The organism is Dactylosporangium sp. CA-052675 (assembly GCF_050947935.1).
Taxonomy (GTDB): domain Bacteria; phylum Actinomycetota; class Actinomycetes; order Mycobacteriales; family Micromonosporaceae; genus Dactylosporangium.
The window spans coordinates 6,246,866-6,273,853 of the sequence record NZ_CP192010.1 but is presented as its reverse complement, the minus strand read 5'-3'; the positions used below and the strand labels follow the sequence as shown (position 1 = coordinate 6,273,853).

The following is a 26,988-nucleotide window of genomic DNA, read 5'->3' as shown; positions in this document are numbered from 1 at the left end:
GCCCCGGGGCACCCGCGTGTCACCAGGTCACCGGCAGCGCGTGGACGCCGTGCACGCTCATGTCGTCGCGGAACGGGATCTCCCGCAGCGGCACGGCCAGGCGCGCCCCCGGCAGCCGGCGCAGCACCGCCGGCAGCGCGATCTGCAGCTCGAGGTTGGCCAGCGTCCCGCCCAGGCACTGGTGCAGGCCGTGGCCGAAGGCGACGTGCTGGTGGGCGTTCGGCCGGTCGAAGTCGACGGTGTCGGGCGCCGGGAAGACCGATTCGTCCCGGTTGGCCGCCGGCAGCGAAATGATCACCCCGTCGCCGGCCCGGATCAGCGTGCCGCCGATGGTCACGTCCTCGGTCGCGACGCGGGGGACGCCGTCCTTGAGCACGGAGTGGTACCGCAGCAGCTCCTCCACCGCCCGCGGGACCACGGCCGGGTCGGCGAGCATCGCCGCGCGCAGGTGGTCGTGGGTGAGCAGGGTGAGCAGGCTCAGGGCCAGCATGTTGGCCGTCGTCTCGTGACCCGCGACGAGCAGCAGCCACGCCATCGTGACCACGTCGTCGTGGCTGAGCCGGCCCTCGCGGACCTGCCGGCGCACGAGGTCGCCGATGAGGTCGTCGCCGGGGTCGCGCTCCTTGGCCGCGACCAGGTCGTCGAGGTACGCGTACACCTCGGCCCGGGCGGTGCGGGACTGCTCCGCCGTCGCGTCGCGGGCCACGATCGCCGTGGCCGTGCGGTCCTGGAAGAACGCGTGGTCGGTGTAGGGCACGCCGAGCAGGTGGCAGATCATCTGCGTGGGCACCGGGAGGGCGAAGTCGCGCACGAGGTCCGCCGGCGGCCCCTTGTGCACGATCTGGTCGAGCAGGTCGGCGACGACCGTCTCGATCTCGGCCCGGCGCAGCTCGACCGAGCGGGTGGAGAACGGCTGGGCGACCATCCGGCGCAGCGTGCCGTGCTCCGGCTCGTCCATCCGGCTGAAGCTGCGCCGCCCGGCCCGCTCGGCGCCGACCAGCAGGCCGGGGCTGAGCCGCGGGAAGCTCGGGTTCGTCGCGTCGGCGCTGAAGCGGCGGTCCTGCAGGACCTGCCGGGCCAGGTCGTGCCGGGTGACGAGCCACGCCTCGTCGTCGTTCCACAGGCGGACCCGGGCGACCGGACGCTCGCGGCGCAGGTCGCCCAGCTGCTGGGGCGGGTCGAGCGGGCACTCGCGGCGCCCCGGGAGCGCGGGGGGCTGGGACATGGCGATCCTCTCTGGGCTCGGCCGGCCGGTCGCCTCGCAGGCGGCTGGGCCCGTCGGGATGCCGGAGCGCTCAGGCCCCGTCGCGGGCGGCGGCCGCGGGGCGGCCGGCGGCTTGATCGGTGGGGCCGGGCGCGGGGTCCGACTGCGGGACCTCGCGCAGGAACAGGCTGGCGACCGCGGCCGCGACGGCGATGACCGCGGCGACCAGGAAGACGGTGTGCAGGGCGTCGGCGACGCCGAGGCGGACGGCGCCGACGATGGCGTCGTAGAGGCCCGGGCGGTCCGGGGGCAGGGTGTCGCGCATCCGGGCCAGCGCCGCGGGGTCCAGCGCGCTGTGCGGGTCGCCGTCGGCGAGGCCGCCGGGCAGGGCCACCCCGGGCGGCAGCCCGACACCGGCGAGCCGCTCGGACACCTTCCCGGCCAGCCCGGCCGACAGCACGGCGCCGAGCACCGCCACCGAGACCGGGCCGGACATGACCCGCCAGAACTGGATCTGGCTGGTGCCGGCCCCGAGGTGGCTGCGCTTGACCGCGTTCTGCACCACCGACGTGGTCAGCGGCAGCAGCACGCCCATGCCGAGGCCGACGAGGACCATCGCCAGCGTCGCCGGGCCGCCGCCGGCGCCCGGGCGGGTGTAGGCCAGGATCGCCAGCGCGGCGGCGAGCCCGGCCAGCGCGGCGGTGGCCAGGTAGCGGTACCGCGGCACGCGCGACAGCAGCCGGCCGGTGAGCGTGCTGGTGACGATCAGGCCGAGCATCAGCGGCGCGAGCAGCGTGCCCGATCGGGTCGGGCTCTGCCCGAGCACGCCCTGGAACAGCAGGGGGGCGAAGTACACCGCGGCCATCATGCCGAACGTGGACAGGAACGCGATGACGATGGCGACGGTGAACGGGTTGCTGCGGAACAGCCCGAAGGGCACCAGCGGCTGGGCCACGACCCGGGTCTCGACCAGGTAGAAGCCGACCAGCACGGCGGCGCCGCCGAGCATGAGCACCCAGGCCGTGGCCGACGGGTGCCCGGGCGCGGTACCGGCCAGGGACAACCCGATGAGCAGCGGGGTCAGCCCCGCGGCCAGCAGCGCCGAGCCCAGCAGGTCCAGGTCGCGCCAGGTGGTGTGGCCGGTCACCCGGGGCAGCGACAGGGCGAAGGCGAGCGCGATCAGGCCCAGCGGGACGTTGATGTAGAAAACCCACCGCCAGCCGAACTGGTCGGTGACGAAGCCCCCGGCCAGCGGCCCGAGGACCGAGCTGACGCCGAAGACGCTGCTGGCCAAGCCCTGGATGCGGGCGCGCTCGGAGGGCCGGTAGAGATCGCCCAGCACCGTGTAGACCGTGGCGATGAGCATGCCCGCGAAGACGCCCTGCAGGGCTCGCGCGGCGACCAGCCAGCCCATGCCGGGCGCGGCGCCGCACAGCCCCGACGAGGCCATGAAGCCCACGATCCCGGCGATCAGGAAGGGCTTGCGCCCGAGCAGGTCGCCGAGCTTGCCGGCGATCGGCACCGCCACGGCGCAGGACATCAGGTAGGCGGTGCCGACCCACGCGTACAGCTGCAGCCCGTGCAGCTCCGCGGCGACCCGGGGCAGGATCGCCCCGATGGCCTGGTCCAGCGAGGCGAGGGCCAGGGCCAGCAGGGCGCTGGCCGTGCCCAGGGCGCGCCGGCGGGCCGGCAGTGGCTCGGCGGTGCGGGGCGTGTCGGTCGGCATGCTCGTCCTGTCGTCGTGCGATGCGATGCGCGCGGAGATCGGGGCCGCGCGGGATGGCGCGGCCCCGTCCGATCGTTCTTCCGGCAATTTCCGCGACAATGGCGGCCGTATCGCCCGAGGATACCCACGGTGCATTCACGCACACAACGTGAATGCCTCTCGTGGGGCCGGCGATCAGCCCTCGACCTCGTCCCAGTTGCGCATTCCACCCTCGGATCCGGAAACCTGCCGCCAGATCAGGCCGTCCTTGAGCACGTATGCGCCGAAGCCGATCTCCTCGACGCCCTTCACGCTCATCACGCCGCGCATCAGGATCGTGTCGTCGGTGTGCGTGTATTCGAGCATCTCCAGATACTGCATGTTCATGTCCATGTAGCCCTGGATCATGCCGCGGATCTCGTCGCGGCCGCTCAGAATGTCCTGGAAGCGCACGACCATCGCCTCCGGGTGGTAGCACTGCATGAGCCCGTCCAGGTCACCCTTGGCCAGGTACTCCGCCTGCTTGAGGAAGATCGGGTGCATCTGCACCATGTTCTGGGTCATCGGCCCCTCCTCGGTCCGCGAGTCTGCCATTGAACGCCGTCCATGCTCCGGTGCCGGTCGCGGATCTGTCTGCGCACTCTTGAGCGTCCGCACCGATGTCACGACGAACCGGCACGGGCTGGACTGGTGCCCGTGCGGGCATCGGGTGCGCCGCGGCGGCAGGTCGTGGGCCCGGACGTCGACGTCGTAGCGCTCGTCGCCGACCGCCAGGCGGACCCGGTGCCCGCCGGTGCCGTCGCGGGTCACGCCGTGCAGCGTCACGTCCGCCCAGCCGTAGCCGCCGGTCGCCCGGTGCAGGTGCGCCTCGGCGGCCTGGGCGGCGCGGGGCCAGCCGGTCCGGCCGCGGAACCAGCGCGGCTCGACCCGCCCCCGCTCGCACGCGGCCACCACGGCCGGGACCGCGGCCGGGGTGAGCCGGCCGTACAGCGCGCCGTCCGGCAGGCACAGCAGGTTGCCCGCGAACCGGCAGCCGCCCAGGTGGCTGGTCTGCCAGAGCCGGTCGCCGACCAGCCGGCGCACCGCCTCGGCCACGGGGCGCCCCAGCCGGGCGCAGCAGGCGTCGACGGAGCCCTGCACGCAGGCCAGGTACAGCGGCCGGGTCCAGGCCTCGCCCAGCTCCGGCACCCCGCCGGCGGCCAGCGCGGCCAGCGCCGCCCGGGTGCCGGGCCGCAGCAGGTCGACCGGCTCGCGCACCAGCAGCCGGCGCAGTGTGGCGCGGCCGGCGAGGAACACCGTGCGGTGCTCGGCGGGGCGCACCCGGCCCGGCCGGCGGATCAGCTGCGGGCGCAGTCCGAGGCGGCCGAGCTCGGCGCGCAACGCGGCCGGCACCAGCGGGCTCTGCGCGGCGGGCCGGCGGCCGAGCGGTCCGGGCTGCTCGATCAGCACCCATCCGGCCGCGGGTCCGGCCGTGGCGCCCAGCGGTTCGCCGCAGGCGCTGGACACCTCGCTGCACGCTCGCCGCGGCAGGCTGAAGTCGTCCATCGCCGCATGCTCACCCGCACGGCGGCCCGCGTCTACTCAGGAATGCTCATTCGCAAATATCAATGCCATCGTGTTTCGCCTGCGCAGATTTGAGCAGACGGCCGGCAAGAGCGCTTCGTAGCGTGGCGGTGTGACGACCGTTGGCATCGAGGCTATCAACGCGTACACCGGCCCCGCGTCGCTGGACGTGCGGCAGCTGTTCGAGGCCCGGGGACTGGACCTGCGCCGCTTCGGCAACCTGCTGATGACGCGAAAATCGGTGAACCTGCCGTGCGAGGATCCGGTCACCAACGCGGTCAACGCGGCCAAGCCGATCGTCGACGCGCTGACCCCGGACGCCCGCGAGCGGGTGGAGCTGGTGATCGTCGGCACCGAGTCGGGCCTGGACTTCGGCAAGCCGATCAGCACGTACGTCCACGAGGCGCTGGGCCTGAGCCGGCGGTGCCGGTCGTTCGAGACCAAGCACGCCTGCTACGGCGGCACGGCGGCGCTGCAGATGGCGGCCGGCTTCGTCGCCACCCACCCCGACCCGCAGGTGCGCGCCCTCGTCATCGCCGCCGACGCGGCCAGCGTCGCGGCCCGCAACACCTACTGGGAGCCGTCGCAGGGCGCGGGCGCGGTCGCGCTCGTGGTCAGCCGCCAGGCCGACATCCTCGCCCTGGACGCCGGCGCCAACGGCTACTACAGCCACGAGGTGATGGACACGCTGCGCCCGCGCCCGGACCTGGAGGCGGGGGACTCGGACCTGTCGCTGCTGTCGTACATGCACTGCCTGGAGCAGTCCTACCAGCACTACACCGAGCGGGTCGTCGGCGCCGACATCATGACCACCTTCGACTACCTGGTGCTGCACACGCCGTTCGCCGGCATGGTCCGCAGCGCCCACCGCCAGCTGCTGCGCAAGCTCAAGCGCATGCCGCCCGAGCAGATCGAGGCCGACTTCCAGGCCCGGGTGACCCCGTCGCTGCGCTACTGCACCGAGGTCGGCAACGTCTACTCCGCGGCGCTGTACCTCGCGCTGTGCGCCCTGCTCGATCACGGCGACTTCGACCGGCCCAGACGCATCGGCCTGTACTCCTACGGCTCCGGCTGCGCCTCGGAGTTCTACAGCGGCGTGGTGGCCGAGGGCGCCGCCGCCCGGCTCGCCGCGCTCGACCTGCCCGGCGCGATCGCGGCACGGCACCCGCTGACCATCGCGGAGTACGAGACCGTCTCCGACGACAGCCTGCACCGCATGTGCGGGGTACGCGACCACGTCTTCGACGTCGGCGCATACGAGCACATCTACAAGACCCAGATGGAGGGGCGCGGGCTGCTCGTGCTCGGCGAGATCCGCGACTTCCACCGGAGGTACCGGTGGAGCTGACCGCACCCAACGGCACCCTGCGCCTGCGCGGCGAGGGCGCGGTGCTCACCGTCACGCTGGACCGGCCCCGCGAGCAGAACAGCATCACCCCCGGGCTGATGGCCGACCTGCACGGCGCGCTCGACCGCGCCGAGGCCGACCCCGGCTGCCGCGTGGTGGTGCTGCGAGCCGAGGGCTCGGCGTTCTGCAGCGGCATGGACCTGCACGCGGCCGCCGCGGGCACCGACGACCTGGCGGCGCACGGCGGCGAGCGCTTCCTGGGCCTGCTCAAGCGGCTCACCACCGTCGAGCGGATCGTCGTGTCCTGTGTGGACGGTCGCGCCTCCGGCGGCGGGGTCGGGATCGTGGCCGCCAGTGACCTCGTGCACGCGACGCCGGGCAGCCAGTTCGGCCTGCCCGAGGCGCTGTGGGGGCTGCTGCCGTGCTGCGTGCTGCCGTACCTCATCCGCCGCGTCGGCTTCCAGCGCGCCTACGCGATGACGCTGTCGACGCTGCCGGTCGGCGCCGCCGACGCGGCCCGGTGCGGCCTCGTCGACGAGCTGGCCGACGACCCGGAGCCGGCCCTGCGGCGGCTGCTCGTGCGCGCCACGAAGCTCGAGGGCTCGACGATCGGCGACCTCAAGCGGTACTTCCGCCGCATGTGGATCGTCTCGGAGGAGATGGAGGCCGACGCCGTGCGCGAGTTCGGCCGTCTCATGCACTCGCCGGTGGCCCGCGAGCGCATCACCGCGTTCGCCAGCGGCGCGCGGATGCCCTGGGACCGGTGAGCCGCGCCTATCCGAGAAATCTGCTGAAGGAGGCATCGTGCGGGCATGGCTGTTTCCCGGCCAGGGATCGCAGCGGCGGGGCATGGGGGCCGACGTGCTCGACCACCGGCCCGACCTGCTGGCCGAGGCGGGCGAGATCCTCGGTTACGACGTGCGCGAGCTGTGTCTGCGCGATCCGGACGACCGGCTGCGGGACACGCGCCACGCCCAGCCGGCCCTGTTCATCGTCAACGCGCTGCACTGGCTGGAGCGCCGCGAGCGCGAGCCGGAGCCGGACTTCCTCGCCGGGCACAGCCTGGGGGAGTACGACGCGCTCTTCGCCGCCGGCTGCTTCGACTTCGCCACCGGCGTGCGGCTGGTGCGCCGCCGCGGCGAGCTCATGGCCCAGGCCGCCGCGGGGGGCATGCTCGCCGTCGTCGGGCTGCCCGCCGACCGGGTGGCCGCGCTGCTGCGCGAGTCCGGCCATGACGGGCCTGACGGCCCTGACGGCGTGGACGTCGCCAACCACAACAGCGACGAGCAGATCGTGCTCTCCGGCCCCCGGGAACGCCTCGACGCTCTGGTCGCGCCGGTGCGCGCGGCCGGCGGGCGGGCGGTGCCGCTGAACGTCAGCGCGCCGTTCCACTCCCGCTACATGCGCGACGCGGCGCGGGAGTTCGGCGCGTTCCTCGAGGGCTTCACCTTCGCCGCGCCGCGGATCCCGGTCGTGGCCAACGTGACCGCCCGGCCCTACCCGGCCGGCGAGATCGCGAGGCTGCTGCGCGAGCAGGTCGCGAGCCCGGTGCGGTGGTGGGACACGATGCTGTTCCTGCGCTCCCGCGGCGTCGGGGAGGCGGCGGAGGTGGGGCCTGGCACCGTCCTGTCCGGTCTGTGGCGCACCGCGGCCGCGGTCACGCCGCCCGACCCCGCGCAGAGCCTGGGCAGCCGCGGGTTCCGCGACGACTACGGCGTGCGGTACGCCTACGCGGCCGGCTCGATGTACCAGGGCATCGCCTCCACCGCCCTCGTCATCCGCATGGCCAAGGCGGGCCTCATCGGGTTCTTCGGCGCCGGCGGCCTGCGCCTGGACGAGATCGAGGACGCGCTGCGGGAGCTCGGTACCGCGCTCGGCCGCGGCGGGCGGTTCGGCATGAACCTGCTCTACGGCCTGGACGACGGTGCCCGCGAGGACGCGACCGTCGGGCTGTACCTCGACCACGGCGTGCGCTTCGTGGAGGCGGCCGGGTACACCCAGGTCACCGCCCCGGTGGTGCGTTTCCGGTTCTCGGGCGCGCACCGCGACGCCGCCGGGCGGCCGGTCGCGGTGCGGCACGTGCTGGCCAAGGTGTCGCGGCCCGAGGTCGCCGAGGCGTTCCTGCGTCCGCCGCCCGAGCCGCTGCTGCGCAAGCTGGTGGAGACCGGACGGCTCACCGAGGACGAGGCGGCCGTCGCGCGGGAGCTGCCGGTCAGCGGCGACCTGTGCGTCGAGTCGGACTCCGGCGGGCATACCGACGCCGGGGTGGCGCTGACCCTCGTGCCCTCGATCGTGCGGCTGCGCGACCGGACCGTGCGGCAGTACGGGTATCCGGCGCCGGTGCGCGTCGGCGCGGCCGGCGGGCTGGGCTCGCCCGAGGCGGTCGCGGCGGCGTTCGTGCTCGGCGCCGACTTCGTCGTGACCGGCTCGGTGAACCAGTGCACGCCCGAGTCCGGCGCGGCCGCCGCCGTGAAGGACCTGCTGGCCGGACTCGATGTGGCCGACACCACGTACGCGCCGGCCGGAGACATGTTCGAGCTCGGCGCGCGGGTGCAGGTGGTGCGGCGGGGCACGCTGTTCGCGGCCCGGGCCAACAAGCTCTACCAGCTCTACCGGCAGTACGACGCCCTGGAGGCCCTGGACGCCGCGGAGCTGGCCACCGTGGAGCGGTACTTCGGCCGCACCGTCGAGGAGGTGTGGAAGGAGACGGCGGACTACCTGGCCCGCACGCGCCCGGACGAGCTCGCCCGCGCCGAGCGCAACCCGCGTCACCGCATGGCGCTGGTCTTCCGCTGGTACTTCGTGCACTCGACCCGGATGGCCGCGGCCGCCGACGGCGAGCAGCGGGCGAACTACCAGATCCACTGCGGCCCGGCGATGGGGGCGTTCAACCGGTTCGTCGCCGGCACACCGCTGCAGGACTGGCGGCAGCGCCACGTCGACGTCGTGGCGGAGCGGCTGATGCAAGGGGCCGCGGCGTGGCTGGCGGGCTTCTGCGCAAATGTGAGCAGCAACGATGCGGCGGCGACGCTACGATATAAGTGACGATCATCGATGTATGCAGACCGACGTATACGGAGTGCGGAGATGAAGTTCGCGACCACGAGGGGGCATGATGCGTGAGGATGGCGCCGCCTGCCTGCACGAGGTGTTCCGCCGCCGGGCCGAGCAGGACCCGGGCCGCACGGCGGTCGTCGCGCCGGACGGCCGGCTGACCTACGGGGAGCTCGCCGAGCGGGCGGGCCGGGTCGCGGCCCGGCTGCGCGAGGCCGGCATCGGCCCCGACATGACCGTCGGTCTCGCGGCCCGCCGCGGCACCGGCCTGATCGCCGGGCTGCTGGGCATTCTGCAGGCCGGTGCGGCGTACCTGTCACTCGACCCGGAGTACCCGGCGGCGCGCCTGCGCTACCTGCTCGAGGACAGCAAGGTGGCGGTGGTCGTCGCCGACGACGCCGCCGCGCTGCCCGCCGACGCCCCGGTGCAGGTGGTACCGCTGGAGTCGCCGACGGCCCCCGGGCCGGCCCCGGCGGACGCGCCGGGCTGCGACGGCGACCGCCTCGCCTACGTCATCTACACGTCCGGCTCGACCGGGGCACCCAAGGGCGTGCAGGTCGAGCACCACAGCGTGCTGCGGCTGTTCGAGCAGACCCGGCCCTGGTTCGGCTACGGGCCCGACGACGTCTGGACGATGGTCCACTCGGCCAGCTTCGACTTCTCGGTCTGGGAGATCTGGGGCGCGCTGCTGCACGGCGGCACGCTGGTCGTGGTGCCGATCGAGGCGACCCGCAGCCCGCGGCTGTTCCGCGAGCTGCTCGAGCGCGAGCGCGTGTCGGTGCTCAGCGCCACGCCGTCGATGTTCCGCCAGCTGATGGCCGACGCCACCGAGCTGCCGCCGTCGCTGCGCTGCGTGGTCTTCGGCGGCGAGCGCCTCGACCCGGGGCTGCTGCGCCCGTGGATCGAGCGCTTCGGCGACGCCCGGCCCGAGCTGGTCAACATGTACGGCATCACCGAGACCTGCGTGCACGTCACCTACCGCCGCATGCGCCGCGCCGACCTCGACCGGCCCGGCGACAGCCCGATCGGCGTGCCGATCCCGGACCTGCGCGTGCACGTGCTGGACGGCGACGGCCGGCCCGTCGCCGACGGCGTCGCCGGTGAGCTGTACGTCGGCGGCCCCGGCGTGGCCCGCGGCTACCTCGACCGCCCGGAGCTGACCGCCGAGCGGTTCGTGACGCTCCGCGTCGACGGCGCCGAGCCCGAGCGGCTGTACCGCTCCGGCGACCTCGTGGTGCGCGAGGGCGGCGAGCTGTACTACGCCGGCCGCGCCGACGAGCAGTTCAAGGTGCGCGGCTTCCGCGTCGAGCCGGGCGAGATCGAGGCGTGCCTCGCCGCCGACCCGCGCGTCGGCGCCGTCGCCGTGCTCCCGCACGACTTCGGCGACGGCGACCTGCGCCTGGTGGCCCACGTCGTCCCGGCCGCCGGAGCCGGCCGCGGCGCCCTGGACGAGGCGCTCGCCGCGCGGGCGCGGGCCGAGCTGCCGGCCCACCTGCGCCCGGCCGAGTACCGGGTGCTGGACCGGCTGCCACTGACCCCGTCGGGCAAGACCGACCGCGCCGCGCTGGCCGCCTACGATCCGCGCGCCGCCGCCACGGCCCCCGCGACGGCCGAAGGCGACGTGCTCGCCGTGGTCGGCTCGCTCGCCGGCGCGGTGCTCGGCCGGGAGCGGGTGAACCCCGACACCGACCTGTTCGACATCGGCGCCACGTCGCTGGCCTTCATCCGGATCATCGCCGAGGTGAACCGCCGCTTCGGCACCGAGCTCAACGGCAGCGAGCTCGGCGTCGCCACGCTGCGGCGGATCGCCACCTGCGTCAAGGAGCAGTCATGACCATCGCTGACGAGACCCACCGCTTCGCGCTGAGCGCCGAGGAGCTGGCCGGCTTCCGCGAGCGCGGATACTTCGGCCCGTTCAAGGTCTACGAGATCGACCAGATGCGCGAGACGTGGCGGCGCGAGCGACTCGCGCTCATGGACCGCTCGGCCGCCGTCTACCAGGACGAGGCGGCGACGTCGGGCAACACCAACATCGCCAACTACGACCGGCACCTGGACATGGCGTTCCTCGCCGAGCACATCATGCGCCCGCAGATCACCGACCGCGTGGCCAGCGTGCTCGGGCCGGACGTGCTGTGCTGGCGCACGGAGTTCTTCCCGAAGTACCCCGGCGACGAGGGCACCGACTGGCACCAGGCCGACACGTTCGCCAACGCCTCCGGCACGCCGCAGATCCTCTGGCCGGACGAGGCCAAGGACTTCGGCGGCACGATCACCGTGTGGACCGCCTTCACCGAGGCCAACGAGGACAACGGCTGTCTGCAGTTCATCCCCGGTTCGCACCAGCAGATGAACTACGACGAGACGAAGCGGATGCACTACGACCCGGCGGGGATCAACGCGCGGGACAAGGACGGCGTGCGCCGCGGCTTCTTCGGCTACGACTACCGGGAGCTGCAGGTCGACCCGGACTGGAAGCCCGACGAGTCCAAGGCCGTGTCGATGGTGATGCGCCCGGGTGAGGCGATCATGTTCTGGTCCACGCTCATGCACGCCTCCCACCCGCACAGCGGCCGGACCGACGAAATGCGGCTGGGCTTCGCCGCGCGGTATGTGCCGACATCGGTAAGAGTGTATCCGGACACGGATGCCATCGAGGAGTACGGCGGCCGGGTCTCACTCGATCGCTACGGGGTGGTGCTGGTGCGGGGCGAGGATCGCTTCGGCCACAACCGCCTCACCGACCGCACGACCCGGGGGCACGAGTTCCGGCGCGACTGAGCGCTTCCGGGACAGCAACGGCAACGGCGACGGGCCGGCGCGCTGCGCCGGCGATGGAGGTCAGAGGCGATGGGAGCCGGTTCCCTCGAGGCGGTGGCGCGGCTCACCGAGCGCGTGCTGAGTGTGCGGCCGCTCGCGGGCGTGCTGAGCCCGCCGGTCGCCGTGGCGAGCGCCGCGGCCGGCCCGGAGGAGCTCGACACGACCGGGCGCCTGCTCGGCTGCGTGGCCGACCGGGTCGGCGCCGGGGCGTTCCGGCTGCTCGGCGCCGGCGAGGCGGCCCCGGACGTCTTCGCCGGGGTCGTCGGGCGCCGTCTCGACCTCTCGGCCGCCTGGGTGCGGGACGCCGCCGCGGACCCGCCCGAGCCACCCGCCGTCGCGGCCGCCGCCGCCGACGTGCTGGCCCGCAGCTTCGGCGCCGCCTGCCGGCGCGCCGAGCTCGTCCGGCCCGACGGCGCGCGGCTGACCGCGTACGCCGCCGGTGACCCCGCCGCCCCGGCCGTCGTGCTCGCCTCGGCCTGCGGCATGCCGGTCGAGCTGAGCGAGCACTGGGTGCGCCGGCTCCAGCGGACCCATCACGTCGTCACCTGGGAGAGCCGCTGGCTGTTCGGCCCCGGGGTGAGCGATCCCGAGGACGGCCCCGCCTCCGACGTCGCCGCGCAGGCCGCCGACCTGATCGCGGTGATGGACCACTTCGGCGTCGACCGCGCGCACCTGATGGGGCTGTGCGGCGGCGCGGTGATCGCCCTGGACGCCGCGGTGCGGTGGCCGGGCCGCTTCACCTCCATGAGCCTGTGGCACGGCGACTTCGAGCTCGGCCCGGTCGCCCCCAAGACCGATCACCAGCGCAACCTGCAGGCCCTGCTGGACATGGCCCGGCAGGGGCGTGCCGGATCGGCCGCCGTGCACCGCGTGCTGAGCAACTCGCTCGTCGAGCAGCTGCCCGAGGACATGGCACACCTGGTCATCTACCCGTATGCGACGGGCGAGCTGTGGTACCGCTACAGCCTGCTCAACGGCGCCATCATGGCCACCGACGTGCGGGGGCACCTGCCCCGAATAGCCCTGCCCACGCTCGTGGTGACCAGCGCCGACGACACGACCGCCCACCCCGACGGCTCCATCGCGGTCGCCCGCGGCCTCGACGAGGTGACGCTGCACATCGCCCCGCACGGCGACCACATCTCACTCTTCCGCGGACCCGCGGAGCTGATCGATCTGGCCCTGGACTTCGCGCAGCGGAACCGGCCGTGACCCGCGCCGCCGTGACCCTCGCGTGTCACCGGGCGCCGCGATGCCGCGGCGTCGGGATGCTCGGCTCCACTGCCGGCCGGCATGGGTGGTCCCCCTGGACCAGCCCCTGCCGGCCGCGCTGTTTGTGGGGCGCGCCGATCGGCTGCGCGGATCTGCGCCGCGGACCTCCCACTAGCACGCCGTAACACACATCGCCAGGTGTTGATTCGCGCTACGTCAGCGTAGTGTTACGCTTCGTGCCCGGACGGCCGGGCCGCCATACTGTGCGGTCGAGTCCGGTGCCGTTGCTCGGTTTCGAAACGAGTGTGGGCTTGGGGGCTCCGTGTCAATCGGCAATCATGACGCCATGCCGGAGATGTTCGGTAATAAGCTGCGGGAATTCGTGGAAAACAGTCCCGCAAGCGTCTCCAAGGTAACGATCGAAAAGGGCGACAATCTCTATAACTACGGCAACAGCGACGGCAACGTCTATCTTCTCGAGTCCGGTCTGATGAAGACGGTCATATATGCCAAGGACGGCAAGAAGTGTCTGCTGTCCATCTGCACCCCGGGCGACTCGCTCGGTGAGCTCGCGATGTTCCTGCCGTGCTGCACCGAGACCGCCTCGGCGATGAAGCGCTCGGTGGTGTGGCAGATCCCGGTCGTGCGCTTCCTCGAGGCCCTGGCCGACGACGCGCTGGTCGAGGGGCTGATGCGACACCTCGCGCAGCGAGTGGCCGAGCAGCAGCAGATCATCGCCAACCTGGTGATGATGGATTCGGAGCGCCGGCTCGGCGCGACCCTGCTCAGCCTGGCCCGCAAGCTCGGCCGGGTCCACGGCTCGCACCTGCTCATCGACGACCGCATCACCCAGGACGACCTGTCCGGAATGGTCGGCACGACCCGTTCGCGGGTGGGGTTCTTTCTCAAACGGTTCCGGGCGGCCGGCCTCGTCGACCTCTCGCCGCAGGCGTTTCTCGCGGTCCACGAGCCGTCCATGGCCGCCTACGTCGAGGCTGGCGTCTGAAAACGGCTGCCGACCCTGCTCAGTTCTGAGCAGGAATGTTGCTCGGCGACGTTTAGCATCGGCAATGTAATAACGACAATCGTAAATTTCTTCACGCGCCGGTGAAACGGCGTGCGGCCGCGGCCGTGCGCCGGACGGCGGCGCGCGCCCGTTTGGGGGAGACGATGACCCACGACGAGCGGTACGCCGACCTGGTCCGCACCACGCTCGCCGGCCTGCCCGGCGGCCCCCGGGCGGAGGACGACCAGCCGCTGCGCGACCACGGGCTCAGCTCGCTGCTGGCGGTGCGCCTGGTGCTGGAGCTCAGCGCGCGGCTCGGGGCCGAGGTGCCGATCGAGTGGATCACCGGCGGCACCACGATCCGGGGTCTGGCCGGCCGCCTCGCCGAGCTCGCGCCCGGCTACGACCCGTCCCGCGACCGCAGCGACGATCAGCGCCTCGGGCCGGCGGCGGACGACGGCCTCCCCCTCACCCCGATCCAGCAGGCGTACCTCATCGGCGCCGACCCCGACCTCGGCCCCGATCCGGTCGGCTGCCAGCTGTACCGCGAGTTCACCGTCGCCGGCCTCGACCCGGACGCGGCGGTCGCGGCCTGGCACCGGGTCGTCGCCGCGCACGACGCCCTGCGGCTGCGCGTCGGCGACGACTGGCGCCAGCGCGTCGCGCCGCCCGCCGCGCCGGGCTCCCCGCCGGCTCCGGTCCCGGTGCACGACCGCTCGGCCGCGGGCCCCGACGAGTTCGCCGCGCACCTCGGGCAGGTCCGCGCCCGGCTGACCGCCCGCACCTTCGGCCCCGGCGGCGAGGACCGCTGGGCCCTGGAGGTGAGCCGCGGCCCCGGTGACGCCGGCGTGCTGCATCTCGTCATCGACGGCCTGATCATCGACGGGCGCGGCCTGGACCTGGTGCTCGCCCACTGGTGGCAGGCGTACAGCGACCCCGGCCACGACATCGGCGGCAGCCCGCTCACGCTGGAGCACTGCCTGCGCACCCTCGCCGCGGACACCGGCACCCGCGAGGCGGACCTGGCCTACTGGCGGGACCGCCTGCCCGCGGTGCTGCGCGCCCCGGCGGTGCTCGGCGACGAGCCGCCCGCCGGCCGGCTGCCCCGCAGCGTCCTGCGGGCCGCCCTCACCCCGGCCCAGTGGCGCCGGCTGCGGGAGCACGCCGCCGCCCTCGACGTGTCGCCGACCGCGCTGGTGCTCACCGTCTTCACCGACACCCTCGCCCGCCACGGTGCCCGGGACCCGTACGCGCTCGTGCTGACCGCCAGCGACCGGATGCGCCTGCCCGCCGCGGCCGACGCGGTGCCCGGCCCGTTCACCTCCACCGTCGTCTTCGCGGTCGAGCCCGCGTCCGGCCCCTTCGAGGAGACCGCGGCCGCCGTGCACGCCGCGCTCTGGCGCGATCTCGGCCACGCCCGCACCAGCGGGGTCGAGGCCCTGCGCGACCGGCACGCGAGCGGCGACGGCCCCCTGCCCGTCGTCTTCACCAGCCTGCTCGACCTGCCCACCGCCGACGTGCGCGACAGCTTCGCCGCGTACACCACCCACCGCTGCAGCCGTACCTCCGGCGTCGCGCTGGATCACCAGATGTGGGAGCAGGACGGCGCGCTGCGCATCCACTGGGACGTGGCACCGGCCCGATTCGCGGCCGGCACCCCGCAGACGCTGCTCGCGTCGTTCACCAACGCCCTGCGGGCCCTCGCCGCGCACGACGGCGCGGGCGAGGAGCAGCGCCCCCTCAACGAGCTGCAGAAGGCCTATTTCGTACCGCGGGTGAGCGGCCGGGCCCCATGGGACGGCTGCCAGGTCTACCACAGCTTCACCGTCGCCGACCTCGATCTCGCGCGGCTGGAGGCGGCCTGGCAGCGCATGATCGAGGCCCACGACGTGCTGCGCTCGCGCCTGTGCTACGACGGCACCCTGCGCGTGCGGGCCCGGGCCGGTGACGGCTGGCACATCCCGGTCATCGAGCTCGACCCCGGCCACGAGGCGGCGGAGCTGGCCCGCATCCGTGACGAGATGGCCGGCACCGCGTTCCCGCTCGACCGCTGGCCCCAGTTCGACCTGCGGGTGACCCGCACCGCCGGGGACGGCGACCCCCGGTGGGTCGTGCACTGCGGCATCGACCTGACCATCGCCGACGGCATCAGCATCCACCGCATGCTGCGCGAGCTGTTCCGCCTCGCCGCCGACCCCGCCGCCGCCCCGCGCACCGCCCGGCCCTGGGCCGAGCTCGAGCGCCACCGCGCGGCCGCGTACCCGCCGCCGGTCCGCGACGCCGCCCGCGCCTACTGGCGGGAGCGCTTCGCCGGCATGCCGCCCGGGCCCCGCCTCGCCCAGGACCCGGACCGGCACCGGCAGCGGCGCACCGGACGGCTGACCGGCTGGCGGGCGCTGCGCGAGCGGGCCGAGGCCGACGGGTACGGCGCCGACCCGCTCCTGCTGGCGATCCTCGTGCAGGCGCTCGCGACCGTCTTCGACGAGGACTTCGCGCTGCCGGCCGTGCGCTGGACGCCGCAGGACGAGCCGTACCGCCCCGGCGAGCACACCGGCCTGAGCTGGATCGCCCGCGGCCCGCGAGCGCTGCCCGTCGCCGAGCGCGCGGCGCTGATCCGCGAGCAGTATCTGCGCGACGCCGCCGGCGACGCGGTCAGCGGCCTGGAGGAGCTGCGGCGGGTGGTCATGGCCCAGCGCCGCGGCGGCGACTACGGCTTCCCGATCGTGTACACCGGGCTGCTCGAACTCACCGGGGAGCGCCTGCCCGGCGGTGTCGCCGCCGGGCCCTGGATGACCTACACGCCGGACGTGTCCCTGGACTGCATCGCCGCCGAGGACGGCGACGACCTCGCCTACTGCTGGGACGCCGTGCCCGGCGACTTCCCGCCCGGCGCGCTCGACGAGGCCTTCGCGACCTACGAGCGACTCCTGCGCGAACCGTTCGCGGCCGGGCCCGCCGCGGACGCCCCCTCGCCGGCCTGGAACGACACGGCGGTCGCGCACCCGCCGCCCGAGCCGGCCCACCTGCGCTTCGAGCGGCAGGCCCGGGAGCGCCCGCACGACGTGGCGCTGCGCTCTCGCGGCGGCGCGACGACCTTCGGCGAGCTCGACCGCCGGGCCAACGGCATCGGCGCCCGCCTGCGTGCGCTCGGCGCCGGCCCCGGCACCTTCGTGGCGATCCGGGCCCGGCGCGGTCCCGGCATGATCGCCGCCGTGCTCGGCGTCGCCAAGACCGGCGCGGCCTACGTGCCCGTCGACCCGGCCCTGCCCGAGGCCCGCGCCCACGTCATGCTCGCCGACACCGGCGCCCGGATCGTGCTGAGCTCCGGCGGCGCCGCCCAGTGGGAGCCGCCCGCGGGCGTCGCGCTCGTCGATGCCGACGCGGTGCCCGGGGCCGACACCGGCCCGCAGTGGCGCGGCACGCCCGACGACCCGGCGTACGTCATCTTCACCTCCGGCAGCACCGGCACCCCGAAGGGCGTCCTGGTCGCCCACCGGGCCCTGGACAACCTGCTGCACTGGGCCGCCCGCGCCTACCCCACCGGGCCCGGCGACGTCGGTCTGCAGGTCACGTCGCTCGGCTTCGACCTGTCCGTCTACGACATCTTCGGGCTGCTCGGCAGCGGCGCCGGGCTCTACGTCGCCGACGCCGAACAGCAGAAGGACCCGGCCCTGCTGCTCGACGTGCTGCTGACCGAGCCGGTGACGTTCTGGAACTCGGCACCGACCACGCTCGCGCAGCTGATGCCGCTGCTGCCCGGCCCCGGCCATCCCGGCACCGGCAACCTGCGGCTGGTCTTCCTCTCCGGCGACTACACCCCGCTGACGCTGCCCGACGCGCTGCGGGCCGTGTTCACCCGGGCCCGCATCGTCAGCCTCGGCGGCGCGACCGAGGCGACGGTGTGGTCCAACCACTTCCCGATCGAGGACGTCGACCCGGCCTGGCGCAGCATCCCCTACGGCCGGCCGATCGACAACTGCCGGTACTACATCCTCGACGAGGCCCGCCGCCCCTGCCCGGTCGGCGTCGAGGGCGACCTGTACATCGCCGGCGTCTGCCTGGCCGAGGGGTACGTCAACCGGCCCGACCTGACGGCCGAGCGCTTCGTCGAGGACCCGTTCGCGAGCGCCGCCGGGCAGCGGATGTACGCCACCGGAGACCGGGCCGCCTACCGCCCCGACGGCGTCATCGTCTTCCTCGGCCGCGCCGACACCCAGGTGAAGATCCGCGGGTTCCGGGTCGAGCCGGGCGAGATCGAGCACTGCCTGCGCCGCCACCCGGCGGTCGCGGACGCGGTCGTGGTGCCCCGGCCCGACCCGGCCGGCGACCGGAAGCTCGTCGCGTACATCGTTGCGGCCGCCCCGTTGCCGCCGACCCGCGAGCTGCGCGCGTTCGCCGCGCAGACGCTGCCCGACTACATGGTGCCCAACGCGGTCGTCGCCGTTGCCGCGTTCCCGGCGACCGCCAACGGCAAGCTGGACCGCGACGCGCTGCCGTGGCCGCCGCCCCCTTCCCCGATCGTCGACGGTGCCGTCGTCGCCCCCGTTGCCGCGGCCCTGCCCTCGCCCCCGGCGCCGGTTCCGGCTCCCGCTCCCGCGCCGGCTCCCGCTCCGGCTCCCGCTCCCGCTCCCGCGCCGGCGCCGGCTCCGGCTCCGGCTCCCGCTCCGGCTCTCACTCCGGCTCCGGTCCCCGCCGCGGCGGTGGAGCCGGCGGCGGACGGGCGGCTGACCGAGGAGCTGGGTGCGATCCTCGCCGGACTGCTCGGCCAGGCGTCGGTCGACACGGAGCAGGACCTGTGGGACCAGGGCGCGACGTCGTTCACGATGGTCCAGGTCGCGGGGGAGCTGCGGCGGCGCTACGACCGCCGGGTGCCGGTCAACGTGCTGCTGGCCGAGCCGACGGTCGCCGCGATGGCGCGCCATCTGGCCTCCACCGGCGCCCGGCCGGTGTCCCCGGCCCCAATCGCGGCGCCGGTGTCTCCGGCCCCGATCGCGGCGCCGGTGTCTCCGGCCCCAATCGCGGCGCCGGTGTCTCCGGCCCCGGTCGCGGCGCCGGTGTCTCCCACCCCGGTCGTGGCGCAGGTGTCGCCGGCCCCGGTCGCGGCGCCGGTCGATCCGCCCGGACCCGCCGTGCCCGAGGCTCCCGCACCGTCCAGTGTGGACGTCTTCTCCGCGCACGAGCAGGCCGCGTTCAAGGCGGCCGGATGGGGACGACGCGCCGCCGGGCCGGACGACGTCCTCGTGCCCCTCAGCGGCGCAGGCCCCGCGGCCGAGCACTTCCGGTGGCGCGGCACCCGCCGCACGTTCGCCGCCGGGCCGGTGCCGCGCGCCGCGTTCGACGGGCTGCTCGGCCTGCTCGGGGCCGACCCCGGCGACGGGCAACGCCGGCTGTACCCGTCGGCCGGCGACACCTACGCGGTGCAGGTCTACGTGCGGGTCCGGCCGGACGCCGTGGAGGGCGTGCCGCCCGGGCTGTACTACCTGCGGGCGCAGGAGCGCGCCCTGCAGCTGGTGAACCCCGCGCCCGACATCCCGCGCGGCATCCACTTCTTCTACAACCGGCCCGTCTTCGACGCCGCGTCCTTCGAGGTGTACCTCATCGGGCAGTCGCGCGGCATCGAGCCCGTCTACGGCCCGGACGCCGACGGGTACCTGCGCCTGGAGGCCGGCTACCTCGGCGAGCTGCTGATGCTCGGGCAGGCCGCGTTCGGGCTCGGCCTGTGCCCGATCGGCGGCCTGGCCTTCGACCGGGTCCGGGCGCAGTTCGCCCTCGACGACGGCCACCGCTTCCTGCACGCGTTCCTCGGCGGCCCGGCCGGGCACGACCCCGCGACGGCCGCCGCCGCGCCCGCCTTCGCGCTGCCCGCCGCGCCGGCCGGTCCCGCCGCGCCTACCGCGCCGGACGAGCCGACCGCGCCGACCGTGCCGACCGTGCCGACCGCGCCGACCGCGCCGACCGCGCCGACCGTGCCGACCGTGCCGACCGCGCCGGACGTGCGGGACGTGCGGGACGTGCGGGACGTGCGGGACGTGCGGGACGTGCGGGACGTGCGGGACGTGCGGGACGTGCGGGACGTGGCGATCGTGGGCCTGTCCGGGCGCTACCCCGACGCCCCCGACGTGGACCGGCTCTGGCAGAACCTGGCGGCCGGGCGGCGCAGCGTCGCCCCACCCCCGCCGGCCCGGGCCGCCGACATCGGCTCGGCGCTGCCCGGCGCGTACCTCGACGACATCGACCGCTTCGACAGCCTGCTGTTCCACATCGCCCCGGCCGAGGCGCGCGAGCTCGACCCGCAGCTGCGCCTGGCGCTGGAGGTGGCGTGGGAGTGCCTGGAGAACGCCGGGTACACCCCGGAGGGGCTGCGCGCCGCCGCCCCCCGCGTGGGGGTCTACGCCGCCGTCATGTGGCAGGACTACCAGCACGTCGGCGCGGCCGGCTGGACGGACGGCGGCACGGCCCGGGTCTCCGGCGTCGCCGCGGACATCCCCAGCCGCATCTCGCACTGCCTCGGGCTGCGCGGCCCGAGCATCGCGGTGAACACCTCGTGCTCCTCCGCGCTCACCGCGCTGCACCTCGCCGCCACGGCGCTGCGCTCCGGCGAGTGCGACGCCGCCCTGGTCGTGGCGGTCAACCTGATCGCGCACCCGTACCACGCCGCCGTCCTGCGCGGCCTCGACCTCGTCTCCACCGGCGGGGTCGTGGGCGCCTTCGACGCGGCGGCCGGCGGCTGGTCGCCCGGCGAGGGCGCGGGTGCGGTCCTGCTGCGCCCCGACGCCGCGGCCGTGGCCGACGGCGATCACCGCTGGGGCGTGCTCGAGGCCACGTGGGCCGGGCACGCGGGCGGCGGCAACCGCTTCCTCGCCCCGAACGTCGCCGCACTCACCCGCTCGCTGCGCGAGACCCTCGCCGCCGCCGGGCGGGAGCCGGCCGACATCGGCTACGTCGAGTGCGCCGCCGGCGGCTCCGGCATCGCCGACGCCGCCGAGATCCAGGCCCTCGACGCCGTGCTGGGCGGCCGCGGTACCCCGGTGCCCGTCGGCACCGTGAAGGCCAACATCGGCCACCTCGAGGCCGCCTCCGGCCTGGCCCAGCTGACCAAGGTGCTGCTGCAGTTCCGCCACGAGCGCCTGGCCCCGACGCCGCGCGCGGACGAGCTCAGCCCGCTGGTCGACTGGGACGCGGTCGCGCTGCGGGTCGTGGACGCCCCGGCCCCGTGGCCGTCGCCGCACGCGACGGCCCCGCGCCGGGTGCTCGTCAACGCCCTCGGCGCCACGGGCTCCTACGGCCACCTCGTCCTGCGCGCGCCGGAGCCGCGCGCCGCGGCCCCCGCCGCCGACGGCCCTCTCGTGGTACCGCTGTCCGCGCAGACGCCCGACCAGGTGCGCGAGGCCGCCCGGCGGTTGCGCGCGGCCCTCGACGCCGTGGCGGTGCCGGGCGCCGACATCGCGTACACGCTGCAGGTCGGCCGGGTGCCGATGGCGCACCGGGCGGCGTTTCCCGCCACCGACCCGGCCTCCCTCCGCGCGGCCCTCGACGTGTTCCTGGCCACCGGGCACGTCGAGGCGCCCGCCGACGGGCTGACCCGCTCCTGGCTGGCCGGGGAGCCCGTCGACTGGGCAGCGGCATGGCGGGTGCCGGGCCGCCGGGTGCCGCTGCCGACCTACCCGTTCGCGCCGGACCGGCACCGCCTGGCCGTCGAGCCGGCCCCCGCGCCCGCCCCCGCGCCCACCGACGAACCCGGCGACGTCCTCGCCGACGTACCCGGCGACGTCCTCGGCGACGTCCTCGCCGACGTGGAGCGCTCCCTGTGCGCCCTGTTCGCCGAGGTGTCCCAGATCCCGGCCGAGCGCATCGACGCCCACACGCCGCTGGAGCACTACGGCCTCACCTCGCTGATGGTCACCGGGCTCAACGCCCGCCTCGCCGAGCGCTTCGACGGGGTGCCGCAGACGCTGTTCTACGAGCACCGCGATCTCGCCGGCGTCGCGGCCGCCCTGGCCCGCACCGCCGCGCCGCGGACGCCGGCCGAAGCACCGACCGAGGCGGCGCCTGCCCGGACCCGCGAGACGGACGAGCCGATCGCGGTCATCGGGGTCGCGGGCCGCTATCCGCAGGCGGCCGACCTCGACGAGTTCTGGCGCAACCTCGCCGCCGGCCGCGACTGCGTCACCGCGCCGCCGCCCGGCCGCCCCGGCCCGGACGACGACGCCGCGATCGGCGGCTTCCTCGACGACGTGGACCTGTTCGACCCGATGCTGTTCCAGATCACCCCGCGCGACGCGGCGCTCATGGACCCGCAGGAGCGGCTGTTCCTGGAGACGGTGTGGCGTGTGCTGGAGGACGCCGGCTACAGCCGGGCCCGGCTGCGGATGCGCCACGGCGGCCGGGTGGGGGTGTTCGCCGGCACGATGTACAACGAGTACCCCTTCTTCGGCGTCGAGCGATCCGCCGCCGGCGCGCCGATCGCGACCGGCTCCGCCATCGCCGGCATCGCCAACCGGGTCTCGTGGTTCCTCGACGCCGCCGGGCCCAGCCTGACCGTCGACACCATGTGCTCCTCCTCGCTCACGGCGCTGCACCTGGCGGCCGAGAGCCTGCGCCGGGGCGAGTGCGAGGTCGCCGTCGCCGGCGGGGTGAACCTGTCGCTGCACCGCAACAAGTTCGTCCAGCAGCGGGCGATGGGCATGACCGCCGCCGGTGGGCGGTGCCGGCCGTTCGGCGCCGGCGGCGACGGGCTCGTGCCGGGGGAGGGCGTCGGTGCGGTACTGCTGAAAACCCTCGCCCGCGCGCAGGCCGACGGCGACCGCATCCACGGCGTGATCCTGGCGACCGCGATCAACCACGGCGGCCGGACCAGCGGCTACCTGGTCCCGAACCCGGTCGCCCAGGGAGAGCTCGTCGCCGGCGTGCTGCGCCGCGCGGGCCTCGACCCGTCCGGCGTCGGCTACGTCGAGGCCCACGGCACCGGCACCGCGCTCGGCGACCCCATCGAGCTCAGCGGCCTCCACCGCGCCTACGGCGACCGGCCCGCCGGCAGCGTGCCGATCGGCTCCGTCAAGTCCAACATCGGCCACCTGGAGGGCGCCGCCGGCATCGCCGGGCTGACCAAGATCCTCCTGCAGCTGCGCCACGGCGAGCTGGTGCCCTCGCTGCACGCCGACCGGCTGAACCCCAACGTCGACTGGGCCGCGAGCCCGTTCGCCGTCCAGCGGACCGCCGCGCCGTGGCCGCGTGGCGCCACCGCCCGCCGGGCCGCGCTGAGCTCCTTCGGCGCCGGCGGCAGCAACGCGCACGCCATCGTCGAGGAGGCGCCGCCGCCGGTCGCCCCGGGCGCGGTCCCCGGCCCGCAGCTCGTCGTCGTCTCCGCCACGAACCCCGAACAGCTCGCCGACGTCGCCGCCCGGCTGGCCGGACACCTCGCCGACCACCCGGGCCTGGACCTCGCCGGCGTCGCCCACACGCTGCGCGCGGGCCGCGAGGCACTGGCGCACCGGGCCGCGTTCGTCGCCGCCGACCTCGCCGAGGCCCGGCGGCGCCTGGCCGGCCTCGCCGCCGGCGACCACACCGGCATCGTGCTCGGCCGCCGGAGCGGCCCGGCCGGATCGGGGCCGACCGTGGCCGATCCGGAGCGGCTCGACCTCGACGAGCTGGCCCGGCGGTGGGCCGCCGGCGCCGAGGTCGACTGGGACCGCCTGGGCCGGGCCGGCCTGGTCGCGCTGCCGGGCCATCCGTTCGCCCGCATGCGCTGCTGGCTGCCGGACGCCGACCCGCCGGTACCCGGCCGCGGCCACGACGCGGAGACGGCCAGCGCCGCGGTGCCGTTGCCGGCGGGCCGGCGGGACGCGTCCGCGGTGCCGCTGACGGCGGCCCGGCGGGACCCGTCCGCGGTGCCGCTGACGGCGCGCCGGTGGGAGCCGGACGAGGCGCCGTTGCCCGGCCCGTCACCGTTCCCCGGGGCCGTGCTCTGCCTCATCGGCGGCGCCGGCGGCACGGACCTGGCGGCGCGGGTCGCGGCCGCCCTGCCCGCCACGCGGTTCGTGCTCGCCCGCACCGCGGCCGGGGCGGGCGACGACCTGCCGGTCGTGGACTCCGAGGCGGCCGGCCTGGCCCTGCTCGACGCGCACCCCGGCCTCACCGGCTGGCTCGACCTGTCCGATGTGGACGGACCCGCCCCCGGCGACCCCCGCCCCCACACCTGGCGGCCGCGGCTGGCGATGCTGCAGCGGCTGCTGCGCGGCCCCCGGCCGGTCGCGCGGATCCTCCACGTGACCCGCGGCGTCCAGCCGGTCGGCGGCACCCCGGCGCGGCTGGCCGGCGCCGTCATGACCGCCCTCGTGCGCTCGATCGCCGCCGAACACACCGCGGTCCGCGCGACCGGCCTGGACTGCGACGAGGCCGACCCGGCCCGCATCGCGGCCGAGTTCAGCGCCGGCACCGGGGCCGAGGTCTGCCACCGGTCGGGGCGGCGGCTGCTCCCGCGGACCGTCGCGGCGCCGGCCCGCCCGCTCCCGCCGGTGCGGCTGCGGGAGGACCGCGCGTACCTGGTCACGGGCGGCACCCGAGGCCTCGGCGCCCTCGCCGCCCGGCGGCTGGCCGAACGCGGCGCCCGGCGGATCGTGCTGTTCTCGGCCACACCGGTGTCGCAGGACACCCCGGCCGCGACGGCGACGATCCGCGCGCTGGAGGCCGAGGGCGTCACCGTGCGCTCCGGCGCACCGGACCTGACCGACCCCGCCGCGCTCGCCGCGGCGCTGGAGCGGGTGCGGGGCGAGCTGGGGCCGATCGGCGGGCTGGTGCACTGCGCCGGCCGGGCCGCCGCCCCGGGGCCGCTGGTGCTGCGCGACCCCGCCGACGTCGCCGCCGTGCTCGCGCCGAAGACCGAGGGCGCCACCAACCTCGCCGAGTTGTGCGCGGCCGACCCGCTGGAGTTCGCGGTGCTGTACTCCTCGGTGTCGGCCACCGTGCCCGCGCTCGCCGCCGGTGTCGGCGACTACGCGGCGGCCAACGCGTACCTCGACCTGCTCGCCGGCTACCAGGCCCGCCTCGGCCGCACCGCCTACCGCAGCATCCAGTGGACGGTCTGGCGCGAGTCGGGCTCGGGGGCCGGGGCCGCGGCCTCGTGCGCCCGGGCCGGGCTCGGCACCATCACCGACCGCGAGGGCCTGGACGTGCTGGACCTCGCCCTCGCCGGGGCGACGGAGACCGTCGTGCAGACCACACCCGCCGTGCCTGGCCCGGTCGACACGGTTGCCGCAACCGAACCGCCCGCGGCGGCCGGGCCGGTGCCGGGCTGGCTCGCCGACCTGTTCGTGTCGACCGCCGGCATCCCCGCCCAGGCGCTCGACCCGGACGCGGAGTTCCGCGATCTCGGCGTCGAGTCGGTGATGCTGGCCGAGCTCGTGCGGCGCATCGAGGAGCGGGTGGCTGAGCCGGTACCGCCGAGTCTGCTCCTGGAACATCCGACCCTGCGACGGCTGGCCGCCGCGCTGCCCGCACCGGACCCGGCCCCCACTGCCGAGCCGCGGGCCGCGACCCCCGCACCGGCCGGGAAGGTCGCCGTCATCGGCCTCGCGTGCCGCATGCCGGGCGCCGCCGACGCCGACGCCTTCTGGGACAACCTCGTCGCGGGCCGCTGCGCGGTGACCGAGGTGCCGCCCGGCCGCTGGAGCGCCGCCGAGCTGTACCCCGGGCGCACCGTGAGCAAGTGGGGCGGGTTCGTCGACGGCATCGAGGACTTCGACGCGGGCTGGTTCGGCATCGGCGAGGAGGAGGCCGTCTGCCTCGATCCCGGCATCCGGCTGTTCCTGGAGTCCTCGGTCGGCGCGCTGCGCGACGCCGGTTACCGCGACGAGGAGGTCCGCGGCCGCGACGTCGCCGTGTTCGCCGGCGCCCGGCTCTCCGGCTACCGCCACCGCGCCGGTGTGCGCGGCGGGGCGGCCGGGCTCGGTGCCGACCAGAACTTCATCGCCGCCCGGGTCGCCGACGCGCTCGACCTGCACGGGCCGAACCTCGTGGTCGACAGCGCCTGCTCCTCCGCGCTGGTCGCCGTGGGCCTGGCCTGCCGCAGCCTGCTCAGCGGCGAGTCCGAGCTGGCGCTGGCCGGCGGGGTGGAGGTCCTGCTCGACGAGGAGCCGTACCTGCAGTTCACCGCCGCCCGCGCGCTGTCACCCTCGGGCCGCTGCGCCACGTTCGACGCCGACGCCGACGGGTTCGTGCCGGGCGAGGGCTGCGGCGTGCTGGTGCTCAAGGAGCTCGGCGCCGCGATCCGCGACGGTGACCGGATCCGGGCCGTCATCGACGCGGTCGCGGTGAACAACGACGGCCGCACCATGGGGCTCACCACGCCGAACCCGGTCGCCCAGGCGGCCGTCGTGCGCCGGGCCCTCGCCGCGAGCGGGTACGGCGCCGGCGACATCGGGCTGCTCGAGGCGCACGGCACCGGCACGATGATCGGCGACCCGATCGAACTGCGGGCACTGACCCAGGTGTACCGGGAGTCCACATCGGACACCGGCTACTGCGGCCTCGGCAGCGTCAAGACGAACGTCGGGCACCTGTTGTCCGCGGCCGGCATCGCCGGGCTGCTCAAGGTCGTCCTCGCCGTCGAGCGCGGCGTCCGCCCGCCGACCCTGCACTGCCACCGGCCGAACCCGCGCTTCGACTTCGCCGCCTCCCCGTTCACGCCGCAGCTGGCCGCCGAGGCGTGGGCCGGGCGGCGGGTCGCGGGGGTGAGCGCGTTCGGCCTCGGCGGCACCAACGCCCACGCGATCGTCTCCGCGCCCGACGAGCATGCCGCCGCCGGGGTCCGCCGCACCCCGCTGCCCGCGCCGGGATTCCAGCGGCGGCGGTACTGGCTGGAGCGCCCCGCCGCCCCGCCCCCCGAGCCGGCACCCGTCCCGCCCGCCGGGCCGGCACCCGTCCCGCCCGCCGGGCCGGCACCCATCCCGCCCGCGGGGCCGGCACCAGCCTCGCCCGAGCCGGTCACCGTGGCGCCACTGCCCGCATCCGTGTCGTCGCTGCTGGACCTGCGTTTCGTCAGGACCACGCGGGTGAACGGCCGCACACCGAGCTGAACC

At 75.4% G+C, this 26,988-nt stretch carries 11 protein-coding genes; 8 read left to right on the top strand and 3 right to left on the bottom strand.

The genetic code is table 11. The features are described 5' to 3' along the window. Positions 1 to 19 precede the first annotated feature (19 nt). The 3 genes from ACQP1P_RS27930 to ACQP1P_RS27920 form a co-directional block, all read right to left on the bottom strand. Complete coding sequence (locus tag ACQP1P_RS27930; RefSeq protein WP_433074738.1) at positions 20 to 1,225, bottom strand: cytochrome P450; 1,206 nt, start codon at positions 1,223 to 1,225, stop codon at positions 20 to 22. A 70-nt stretch (positions 1,226 to 1,295) separates the two neighbouring features. Then, complete coding sequence (locus tag ACQP1P_RS27925; RefSeq protein WP_433074735.1) at positions 1,296 to 2,930, bottom strand: MDR family MFS transporter; 1,635 nt, start codon at positions 2,928 to 2,930, stop codon at positions 1,296 to 1,298. A gap of 174 nt (positions 2,931 to 3,104) precedes the next feature. After that, positions 3,105 to 4,454 carry a sucrase ferredoxin gene (locus ACQP1P_RS27920; protein WP_433074732.1) on the bottom strand — a complete coding sequence of 450 codons (1,350 nt, stop codon included), beginning with the start codon at positions 4,452 to 4,454 and terminating at the stop codon, positions 3,105 to 3,107. Positions 4,455 to 4,584: 130 nt separating this feature from the next. Between ACQP1P_RS27920 and ACQP1P_RS27915 the strand changes: the two genes are divergently transcribed. The 8 genes from ACQP1P_RS27915 (at position 4,585) to ACQP1P_RS27880 (ending at position 26,985) form a co-directional block, all read left to right on the top strand. After that, positions 4,585 to 5,820 (top strand): hydroxymethylglutaryl-CoA synthase family protein, encoded by a 1,236-nt coding sequence (locus ACQP1P_RS27915; protein WP_433074729.1) that lies wholly within the window; start codon positions 4,585 to 4,587, stop codon positions 5,818 to 5,820. Then, the gene (locus tag ACQP1P_RS27910; RefSeq protein ID WP_433074726.1) at positions 5,811 to 6,587 is read left to right on the top strand and encodes an enoyl-CoA hydratase-related protein; all 777 of its coding nucleotides are present in this window, start codon (positions 5,811 to 5,813) and stop codon (positions 6,585 to 6,587) included. Before ACQP1P_RS27915 ends, ACQP1P_RS27910 begins: the two co-directional genes overlap by 10 nt. Before the next feature lie 37 nt (positions 6,588 to 6,624). After that, the gene (gene fabD, locus ACQP1P_RS27905) at positions 6,625 to 8,865 is read left to right on the top strand and encodes an ACP S-malonyltransferase (RefSeq protein ID WP_433074723.1); all 2,241 of its coding nucleotides are present in this window, start codon (positions 6,625 to 6,627) and stop codon (positions 8,863 to 8,865) included. Positions 8,866 to 8,932: 67 nt separating this feature from the next. Next, complete coding sequence (locus ACQP1P_RS27900; protein ID WP_433074720.1) at positions 8,933 to 10,708, top strand: amino acid adenylation domain-containing protein; 1,776 nt, start codon at positions 8,933 to 8,935, stop codon at positions 10,706 to 10,708. Then, a complete protein-coding gene (locus ACQP1P_RS27895) occupies positions 10,705 to 11,655 on the top strand; it encodes a chlorinating enzyme (RefSeq protein WP_433074717.1) in 951 nt (316 codons plus the stop codon). Before ACQP1P_RS27900 ends, ACQP1P_RS27895 begins: the two co-directional genes overlap by 4 nt. A gap of 69 nt (positions 11,656 to 11,724) precedes the next feature. Beyond that, a complete protein-coding gene (locus tag ACQP1P_RS27890) occupies positions 11,725 to 12,906 on the top strand; it encodes an alpha/beta fold hydrolase (protein WP_433074714.1) in 1,182 nt (393 codons plus the stop codon). Between the two features lie 346 nt (positions 12,907 to 13,252). After that, entirely contained in the window at positions 13,253 to 13,912 is a 660-nt protein-coding gene (locus ACQP1P_RS27885; protein ID WP_433074711.1) for a Crp/Fnr family transcriptional regulator, read from the top strand. 101 nt (positions 13,913 to 14,013) lie between these two features. Continuing rightward, positions 14,014 to 26,985 carry an amino acid adenylation domain-containing protein gene (locus ACQP1P_RS27880; protein ID WP_433074708.1) on the top strand — a complete coding sequence of 4,324 codons (12,972 nt, stop codon included), beginning with the start codon at positions 14,014 to 14,016 and terminating at the stop codon, positions 26,983 to 26,985. Positions 26,986 to 26,988: the final 3 nt, after the last annotated feature.